Annotated in this window: 9 protein-coding genes; 5 read left to right on the forward strand and 4 right to left on the reverse strand. The window is 42.9% G+C overall.

Going from position 1 to position 9,523, the window contains the following annotated elements; translation table 11 throughout:
* Nucleotides 1-323 precede the first annotated feature (323 nt).
* Nucleotides 324-773 carry a hypothetical protein gene (locus AB4238_RS21830; RefSeq protein WP_372035664.1) on the forward strand — a complete coding sequence of 150 codons (450 nt, stop codon included), beginning with the start codon at nt 324-326 and terminating at the stop codon, nt 771-773.
* A 325-nt stretch (nt 774-1,098) separates the two neighbouring features.
* Here AB4238_RS21830 and AB4238_RS21835 read toward each other — a convergent pair whose 3' ends face one another.
* On the reverse strand, nt 1,099-2,067 hold the full coding sequence (locus AB4238_RS21835) for a dihydrodipicolinate synthase family protein (RefSeq protein WP_372035666.1): 969 nt from the start codon (nt 2,065-2,067) through the stop codon (nt 1,099-1,101).
* 303 nt (nt 2,068-2,370) lie between these two features.
* On the opposite strand from AB4238_RS21835, the gene AB4238_RS21840 reads away from it, so the two are divergent.
* From AB4238_RS21840 to xthA, 4 genes are all read left to right on the forward strand, one after another.
* Nucleotides 2,371-2,745, forward strand: coding sequence for an STAS/SEC14 domain-containing protein (locus AB4238_RS21840; RefSeq protein WP_372035668.1), 375 nt, complete (start codon nt 2,371-2,373; stop codon nt 2,743-2,745).
* A 343-nt stretch (nt 2,746-3,088) separates the two neighbouring features.
* Nucleotides 3,089-3,634: a septation protein A gene (locus tag AB4238_RS21845; protein WP_372035670.1), complete on the forward strand. Its 546-nt coding sequence runs from the start codon at nt 3,089-3,091 to the stop codon at nt 3,632-3,634.
* Nucleotides 3,634-3,933, forward strand: a complete 300-nt coding sequence (locus AB4238_RS21850) for a YciI family protein (protein ID WP_220736167.1) — start codon at nt 3,634-3,636, stop codon at nt 3,931-3,933. The genes AB4238_RS21845 and AB4238_RS21850 overlap by 1 nt, the downstream gene beginning before the upstream one ends.
* 16 nt (nt 3,934-3,949) lie before the next feature.
* Nucleotides 3,950-4,756: an exodeoxyribonuclease III gene (gene xthA, locus AB4238_RS21855; protein WP_372035673.1), complete on the forward strand. Its 807-nt coding sequence runs from the start codon at nt 3,950-3,952 to the stop codon at nt 4,754-4,756.
* Nucleotides 4,757-4,824: 68 nt separating this feature from the next.
* Here the strand turns inward: xthA and AB4238_RS21860 are convergent, their stop codons facing one another.
* The 3 genes from AB4238_RS21860 to AB4238_RS21870 are packed head-to-tail and all read right to left on the reverse strand — an operon-like array spanning nt 4,825 to nt 9,173.
* On the reverse strand, nt 4,825-6,066 hold the full coding sequence (locus AB4238_RS21860) for a hypothetical protein (RefSeq protein ID WP_372035675.1): 1,242 nt from the start codon (nt 6,064-6,066) through the stop codon (nt 4,825-4,827).
* A 9-nt stretch (nt 6,067-6,075) separates the two neighbouring features.
* A complete protein-coding gene (locus AB4238_RS21865; protein WP_372035676.1) occupies nt 6,076-8,430 on the reverse strand; it encodes an EAL domain-containing protein in 2,355 nt (784 codons plus the stop codon).
* The gene (locus AB4238_RS21870; protein WP_372035678.1) at nt 8,427-9,173 is read right to left on the reverse strand and encodes a hypothetical protein; all 747 of its coding nucleotides are present in this window, start codon (nt 9,171-9,173) and stop codon (nt 8,427-8,429) included. The genes AB4238_RS21865 and AB4238_RS21870 overlap by 4 nt, the downstream gene beginning before the upstream one ends.
* Nucleotides 9,174-9,523 lie beyond the last annotated feature (350 nt).

The raw sequence follows: 9,523 nt of genomic DNA on the forward strand, positions 1-9,523 counted from the left end.
CGGCTATAGGCATCAATGGTAGCAGGTCGCTTGCCTTGCAGTGTTAAGTTGGTAAGATGTTGTTCATAAAGAAAATCAAAGCGTTGCTGTTCGAGTGTGTTCATGGCAATACTCCTAGGTTAGCGATCAAAATGGATCGCCTCTAATAAGTATTTAGGATGGGAGAGCAAAGAGGCTTATTATCTCTTCTGCCGCAGAGCGGCTTCGTTCAACAAGAATTTAAAGCGGGACTGCTAACAGTTTGCTCGGTTTCGCTTCGCTACACATTTTAGCAAACAATTATCAGCCCCTTAAATGGGCGTTATGTTTTAAGGAGCAATGTTTTGCGTTTTTTAGTTTTAATTCCAATTTTATTTCTCATGTCGTGTTCGCTAATACCAGAAATGCCTAAAACATTCGATGAATTAATTAGTAATGGTATAAAAACTGAGGTTAAGTCAACGAAGTCTATGGATGAACTAAAAGTAGGTATTAAAGCATACTTAGCTCAGTGTTTTCATTCTAATGATTCTGCAGTGAAAATGAATGGAGTAACATTAGGCGGACCCGCACCCTATGTTCACCGCTATCTAGCAATAGAAGAGGGATATTCGTTTTATGTAGTGCTATTAGGGCGAGATTACGATATTCCTCAAATTTATATTGAGTTAAAGGAGTATGAAAGTGGAGTTGATGTTGTGGTATATACTGCTAATCCCTTTGGTTCTCCTCATGGAGGCCATATTAGTGAAGTAGCGTTAGGAAGTGTCCCTACAGGCTGTACTATTTGGTAAAACATAAAAATAATTTAAAGCGGGACTAGTAACAGAATCAAGAATACATTAGCCAGCCATTATTAATCAATGACATAGCTGACTCTCGCCAAGCATATAGATGATGGCCTAGTTCCTCGTCTCTTATCTCCGCTAAAACACTAGTAGGCTATGCGCAGTAAGCTTTAGAAACGTAAAATAGGCTCGTATGGTTCGTTTTTCGGTAAACTCGAGCCTGACATAGAACCATTGCGACTATAAGAACCAAATACTAGCTTCCAATCCTAAGAGCAACAAAAAAAGCCCCGTTAAAACGGAGCTTTCTCTTTTTGAATATTGGAAAGAGTTAGCCGATTAAATTCAGAGCTTCAAGTCTTTCTTTCGCTAGAATATATCTTGCGCGAACATCATCAATTTGCTGTTGAGTTAATGTCTTACCAAAGGTACGAAGGCCTCCAGTAGCATCATTATGGTGAATGCCAAAAGCAAACTTAAGGTATTCCATAAGCAACGGCTGTGCATCAAGATATGATATGGAATTCATAGCCTGAGAAATTTTGTTTGCCTCAGCCCATTCGCCATTATTAACATACTCCTGCATAGTGACACTCGCTTTCGGGAATATACAACCTACACCTGTAATTCCACCGCATGCTCCAGCAAGTCCGGCATGTACAGTTACAGTGTCAACACCTGCTAAGATTTTTAACTCTTTGTTCTCTAACATCAGCGTTTCAATAGTAGAAACATCTGTAGTCGAAATTTTGAGAGCCGTTACTTCAGGTAGAGCAGAAAGTCTTCTAAGAATATCTGTTGAAAGTGCGTGATATCCGGCTGCATCAGGGTTGTTATAAGGCATAATGGTTACGCCAGCCTCTTTTGCTGCTATGGCAGACAGCTCATAGTAGGCATACATCTCTTCGTCAGAAGGAACTTCCTTAGTTTTTGGTGGCATCACCATTACGGTATCCACTCCAACCGTCGCGAGTTCTCTAACGATTTCGGCAAGCTCTTCTTTAGTTTCTGCCGCTGCGCCACTGATCAACGGGACATTGTATTCTCTAGCTACTTCAGAAAGGGCTTTAAGTGCAGATAGACGCTGCTCTGAACTAAGGTAGCTATTCTCACCTAGAGTACCAGAACCGACAAGTCCACCCATTCGGCTTCCGCCTTTGCCTTGAACTTTTAAAATATCTGCAGCGTATTTTTGTGTTGCATCAAAGTCAATTTCAAGGGCACCGGATTCTGACTCTTTTAGCCATGTAAACACGGCCGGCATAACGGTGTATCGCCAATCTGAACTATTCGTTTCCATCATATTACCTTTTACTTAAAAAAATTTTGCATACATTATACGCGGAGGATTATACCAGCTAAATTACTTTGGGAAAAGCGGGAGATTTATTGGGTTGCGCCGCCAAAGACTTAAGTTAACGCTCTAAGCGTATTACACGGCAAACTTCAGTTGTTCTCTGAACTCAGAGGCCTACACATTAGCCTCCAATTACTAATCAACAAAGCGATTTCAGCTGTAAATTAACATTTAGCTGCTATGCTTTATCTCGATGGAACTGAGCACTATTCTAAGCTGTTAGCTAAACATACAGGAGTTAATTTGATGCTGAACATTGAGATTGATGTACCGAACGCCATTGCCATGCTATCCCCTGACTCGAGCCTCTCTGAAGCTGACTTTAAAAGGGCAACTGAAGTCATTGACCCCTTCATTGAGCAACATGGCAAACTTAACGGGCTGATCATCTCTGTAGAGAGTTTTCCTGGCTGGGACTCCTTTGGCGGCCTTTTATCCCACTTAACTTTTGTAAAAAATCACCATAAAGAGATCAAAAATATTGCCTTAGTGACAGACTCTTCACTTAGCTCGATTGCTGAAGATATCGCGAGTCATTTTATATCCGCGAAGGTAAAAGCTTTTAAGTACCATGAGCTCGATTTAGCTAAAACTTGGATCATTTCAAATGCTGATGAGTAGCCTAATGCTTTATTTTTTATGGTGTACTAAAACTAGGCGTGCCAGTTTTTACAAGGTGCCTATGGAAAGAAATTGGTGACTATTGATTACTATTGATGGCTGTTTTTAACAGTGAATTGCAATCGGGGCCGACCTCAGCCCCAGTTTTTAGTCAGCTCATCAATATTTCACAACAAATAATGACCGAGAGATGTGCAGCTTAGCGGCAATCTTGTAACCCTAATGTTGCCTAACTGAACAGCAGTTTACCGAAGCACCCAAGTTAGGCTGTTGCGCTTTTTCCTAGTTAGCTTGCATGCTACACTCAGCCTCACTTTTATGAATTGATAATTGATATTACTCTATGAAACAGTTGCTCGACTTTTTGCCTCTGGTTATCTTTTTTGCCGTCTATAAATTTTTCGACATCTACATCGCCAGTGGCGCCTTAATTGCCGCCACCGCATTACAACTTATTATTAGCTACATGCTATATAAGAAGTTAGAAAAGATGCACCTCATTACCTTTGCGATGGTCACTGTATTTGGTTCATTGACCCTTATTTTGCATGATGATTCCTTTATCAAGTGGAAGGTCACTATCGTTTACGCCTTGTTTGCTATTGCATTAGCTGTCAGTCAGTTTATGAACAAGCCGATTTTAAAAAGCATGCTTGGCAAAGAGCTGGTTGTAGAGGACAAAATTTGGGCGCATGTCACTTGGTATTGGGTACTGTTTTTTGTCGCCTGTGGCTTGGTTAATATCTATGTAGCCTTTAGTCTGTCGCAAGAGACTTGGGTTAACTTTAAAGTATTTGGCCTAACCGCCCTAACCCTCATCAATACCGTGCTCACTGTATTTTATCTATTTAAAAACATGTCTGAAGAAGATAAGAAGGAACTCAAATAATGTGGTACATGATTTCGTCACAAGATATTGAAAATAGCTTAGAAAAACGCCTATCTGTTCGTGCAGATCACCTTGCTCGTCTACAGTTATTAGCCGATGAAGGCAAGTTGTTGATTGCTGGCCCACACCCAGCGATTGATAGCGAGAACCCAGGCGAAGCAGGCTTTACTGGCTCTTTGGTAGTTGCTGACTTCCCATCTCTTGAAGATGCGCAGCGCTGGGCTGATGCTGACCCTTATATTGCCGCAGGCGTTTACCAAAGTGTTATCGTAAAACCATACAAGTTAGTGTTGCCGTAACTAAAAGGATTCAACAGTGAAGATTGTTTCATTTAATATCAATGGATTGCGTGCAAGATTGCATCAACTGCAAGCCTTAATCGATAGCCATCAGCCAGATGTGATTGGTTTACAGGAAACCAAAGTACACGATGAGGCTTTTCCTCTCGCTGATGTTGAAGCGATGGGCTATAAAGTACATTACCATGGTGGTAAAGCGCATTACGGTGTGGCTATGCTGTCTAAGGCTGAACCGTTAAAAGTTCAAAAGGGCTTTCCGACCGACGAAGAAGACGCTCAACGCCGGATGATTATGGGCACCTTTATGCAGGAAAATGGCCGTCCACTCACCGTGCTAAATGGTTACTTCCCTCAAGGCGACAACATTAGCCATGAAACAAAGTACCCGGCAAAGCGTAAGTTTTATAAAGACTTAATGCTTTATTTAAATGAACATCATAGCGCTGATGAAGATATTGCCATTATTGGTGATATCAACATCTCCCCAGTCGATTTAGACATTGGCATTGGTGAACCTAACGCTAAACGCTGGTTGAAAACGGGTAAGTGTAGCTTTCAACCTGAAGAGCGTGAATGGCTTAAAACATTGATGGATTGGGGCTTAGTTGACACCTTCCGTCAACTACATCCAACTCGCAGTGAGCGCTACTCGTGGTTTGACTACCGCAGTAAGGGTTTTGTAGATAACCGTGGTCTGCGTATTGATGTGGTTTTAGCGACAAAATCACTGGCAGAGCGTTTAGTAGAATCAGATGTTGATTACGATCTACGTGGCATTGAAAAGCCATCAGATCATGCACCGATTTGGAGCAGCTTTAGCTAGCTTAAACATGGTTTAAACTAAAAATGCCAGCTTTACCGCTGGCATTTTTGTATCTGCCGTTAACCCAACTAAAAATAGTAGCGGCTAGCCAGTTGCCACTGCTGCTCTAGCAACTCAGCACTCGCGCCCTGCACTGCTCTTGCTGGACGCTTTGAATCGATAAGGTTATATTCGCCCTGTAAAAACCAGCCTTTACGCAGCTGATAAGCATATGAAACGCTATAAGCTTGACCATTTTCACTGTTGTCGTCATCAAGGGTATTATCGTTATCTTTTACTGCGAAATCTTCCAACCTCACCGTTAATCGATGGGCTTGCCAGCGCTTGCTAAACAGTAAATAAGCACTGTGGTAGTCGTTATCAACCACGACCATGCCGTATGGAGATCGCATCATGGTATCGCCCTGCAGGTATTGGCCGATAAAATCAATACCGTTCGGTAAGCGCCACTTGGAACCCACATAGCCAAAACGAGTTAACCATGCATATTGCCCCTGTTTTACCACGCGGGTATCGGCATTATTGTTGTAGTAACCCGCGTTGACTTTTCCTTTGCCTCGCCACTGCCAATTGCCACTGAAGTGATATCCTAGTCGGTTATCAAGTTCTATAAACGGATCAGACTCTGCAGCTTGTCCTGCTAACATGCCGCCGTCGTTGCGCGCAGGTATAGCACTTAATGGGATATGTTCTTGCCAAAGTGTCTGTCTGGAACTGAGTGTCCAGCCATGCCACGCCAACATGGCTCCAGTGGTGTCGTTATTGATAAACGTCTCAACATTGAAACCAAAGTCATGCTCCGATTGGGAGAACTTGCCAAGGTGTTGCAAGCCAACATTTGCGCCAATATGCCGTACCTCCTCGGCAAACCAACTATTGATTGATGAGTAACTCAAGGTATAAGGAGATGACCAAGCCGTGGCGATATTTTCCAGCGAAATGTGCGGGTAAATAATGCCCGTTTTTGCGGTCACTCTAAAGCCATTGTCCCAAGGTAAACTTTTATAACTGAGATAAGCCTCTGTGATACCAACATTGTCTTTCACCCCATCCCAATAGGCATTAGCGACAACATGCGCCCCAATGCCATTGTCCCAAGTGGCTTGATAACTTAATCCACCTTGAGCTAATGACACTTGTGTTTGTGGATTAAACCTAAACTTTCCGAGGCCGCCGTCAACAAAAGAACGCAGCCCATCGGTAGCGGTTGCACGTACATCAACTATCCCCGATATCTTCTGCTCAACGGCGTAGACGTTTTGAGTTAAACATAGGCTTAATACTACGAGTATCCATACTGTTGTATTCATCTGTTCTTCTTATGCGTGAGTTGGAAATTCAGTGAGCCATTGACTGAGTGCATCAGCATCTATTGGCCGTGATAAATAATAACCTTGTGCCATTTCGCAACCTCGCTGTTTCAACCAAGATAAAGTCGCCTTATCCTCTATTCCTTCAGCGACAACAGTTAAGCCTAAGCTATGGGCTAGCTGCAAGGTAGAATTGACGATGGTTCTATCATCACCATTGATCATCAGCTGCTGAATGAAAGAACGGTCTATTTTGAGTTCGTCAACGGGTAACTGTTTAAGCTGCGCTAGTGATGAATAGCCAGTGCCATAATCATCAATTGATAACTTAAGGCCGTATTGGCGCAATACACTTAACTGTTTGATGGCTGTTGCAGGATCGGCTACCACTGCGTCTTCAGTGATCTCTAACGTCAACGCTTCAATAGGCATATTCTGGTCGGCAATAATGTCTAGCACCCATTGACAGAAAGACTCATCTTTTAGGTTTTCTGCTGAAATATTTATCGCAATGGCCAGCTCAATGCCCTGCAGTTTCCAGCGATGATATTGCGCTATCGCCTCAACCATAACCCAGCGAGTCAAGGCATTCATTTGGCCTGTTTTTTCTGCTATGGGAATAAATGTATCGGGCGGAATTAAGCCTCTAACGGGATGCAACCAGCGTACAAGGGCTTCAACGTGAGTGACTTTATCTAAAGCGAGATCGAGCTTAGGTTGGTAGAAAAGAACCAACTCATCATGCTGAATGGCCGATTTTAACTCATTGATCAGTTGTAGGCGCTCCAAGGTATTAATATCAATTCGTGCGTCATACACTTGGTCGTCAAGTTTGTGTTTTTTAGCATGATGTAATGCAGTATCGGCTTGTCTAAGTAGGGTGACTAAATCCGCTGGCGGGTAATAAAATGCGGTGCCAACGGTGACTTGCAGATGCAAGTTGATATCTTGATAAAGGTACTCTCGCTCAATATTGCGTTGTAATTGCTGCAGTACCTCTTTAAGCGATTTAGCATCGAGATTTTTAAAAGCTAACACATATTCATCAGCCGATAAGCGACACACTAAATCGATACCGGTCATGGCAGTTAGTCGGCGCCCTACCTCTTTAATCACTTCATCACCAACGACGTGGCCTAAGGTGACATTGACTTCGGTAATACGGCGAATATTTATCAAGCAGATAGCCACATTCTGCTGCGACTCAAACCAGCCTGCGGTGACCCGCTCCAGCTCATTACGATTGGCAAGATTTGTCAAAGGGTCATGGTAGGCTTGAAAAGCAATTTTGCTTTCTCGACTCAGGATCGCTTGCTGCATCACGGTAAACTCTTCGGCGAGTTGCATCATCTCGACACTGCTACCAACTGATACTTTGCTATGATAATTACCTTTAGCAATATACCTCGCCTGCTCCACCAGTTTTTTTATCGGTTTAGTGACGCTGCCGGAGATCATAAAGGCCAGTAACATCGATAAAGGCAGCATCAATAAAATGAGTCCTAGCTGCCACAACCACTGTTTTTGAAAAGATTGTAAAAGGTCAGATCGAGGTTGGTACATGTAAGCATGCAAATGCTGTTCAGCCATAGTACCGAGGTATTGCTGCCACAGCAGATAGTCAGTGTTGTCTAAGTCGCTTTCGACAAACCGCAACACTGCTGCGCTATCTTTCGCTGCCATAGTCGATTGACCACTCACTAAAAATCGGCTTGGTGCGCCTTTTTCTGTTAACAAAAAACCCGTATTAAGCCCAGTCAATTGCTGCAAGGTTCCCGCAAGCGCTTCATCAATGACAAAACCAAAGCCGACCCAACCAATCACTGTGTTGCCACCACTGGTTAGCGGCGCAAACTTAATTTGGTAAACGCTGCTATCTAACGCGTACAGCGAGTCTATTTGCTGAAAAGCACTGTCTAGCGCATAACGAAAGGTTTGGTTTTGCTCTGGACCTAAGCGCACCTTTTTCACACCCGCTTTGTTGTATTGGTTTATCAACTGCCCGATAACTTTGCCATCGGCTGCAACCGCTATGGCCAAGTCAGCGTTAATACGTTTGCGGTGGTTATTGAGTGCGACTAGAAAACTACGACTATCACCATCAATAAATATATCTTTTAAGCCAAAGTCTTTGGCTGCGGTTTCAGCGAAAGCTGATAAATAGTAGTTACGATTGTCGTATTCTGACTTAAAGACTAACTGCGCCACTTCCAACTGATTTGTAAGCTGCTGTGCTGCTAGGCGTTGATTATTGTTGTAAGTGATCACAAACGAAATCATCTGCACCGCAAATAACAGCAACATAAAAAAAGCGAAAATACGGATCTGCAATCGATTCATTTGCCTAAAGAACCCGCTTTTCATTCGTAGCCTTCCAAAAACTCAAAGTCATCAAGGCTTTTTTGCTCGGGAATTTGCCCCATTTCGGCATTGAGCGTTGCAGTAAAAACTAACGGTTTATCATTTTTGTGGATCGTAAAGACTTGACGATGACTTGGACTATTGAGCTGCGGGTGCCACACAATCAGTTCGTACTCTCCAGCAGGAATACCATTAAGCTCTGCAGTGCCGTTTACGCCTGTAGCGGAGAAATATGGCGTATCGACCACCAAGATATGACCGCTCATCCAATCGTGGATATTACATCCCATCGAGATCTGGCCTATTTTGTCAAAAACCATGGTTTTAGTGGCATCATCTTGGCGTAGTTTAAACGAAAAGCGCTTGGGGCCAATTGCAGAATAAATATGGTGGGTTATATCATCATCGTTAACAAACTGCAGCTCGTGGCCTTTTTGAACCACGGTAATGTATGGGGTGAACTGTTTATCTTTTTGATGGACTTCAACTGGAATTGCCAATTCTTGTGCAGCTTTCTGTGTCTTATCAGCGCTACTGGCATCATCTATGTTTTTTGCTTGCAGATAAACAACCATGTTATCCATCGCGCGCGCGTTGGCATCGACTACCTTGATATGCACTTTTGTGCTTAACGCCACATCGGCAGGTTCTGCAGCAAATACCCGTGTTGAAGTCTGCATTAACAGCGCACCTAAAGAGCACAATGCAAACAGCGCTACTGCGAAAATTCTAGTGATGACATCCATATTGTTTCTATTCCATTTCAAGCGATAGTGATAAATAAGCTGATCTGGAAAAGAGAAAGGCAAAGCAACAAAAATATTACAAATTATTTTAGAAAAAGAATAGCTTGAACGAAATACAACCACAAAAAAGCAGAGCCTTAGCTCTGCTTCTAAATATCCTTCAACCCAAGCGAGTATAAATTAATTAGGGACTGTTGACTTTTCGAGCTTAGTTTTTGTTCGATTCTTTACCGTAAGGAATAATACTTTTAGTACAAGGCTTGGGCGATGAAGCTTAACTAGCTAAGTTAAAAGCTCATAACACCGTAATAGCAGCATTGAATCGCCCCCCAAAGGACCGCGTTTCTTGG

The sequence above is a fragment of the Shewanella sp. 10N.286.45.A1 genome (assembly GCF_041470405.1).
GTDB lineage: Bacteria > Pseudomonadota > Gammaproteobacteria > Enterobacterales > Shewanellaceae > Shewanella.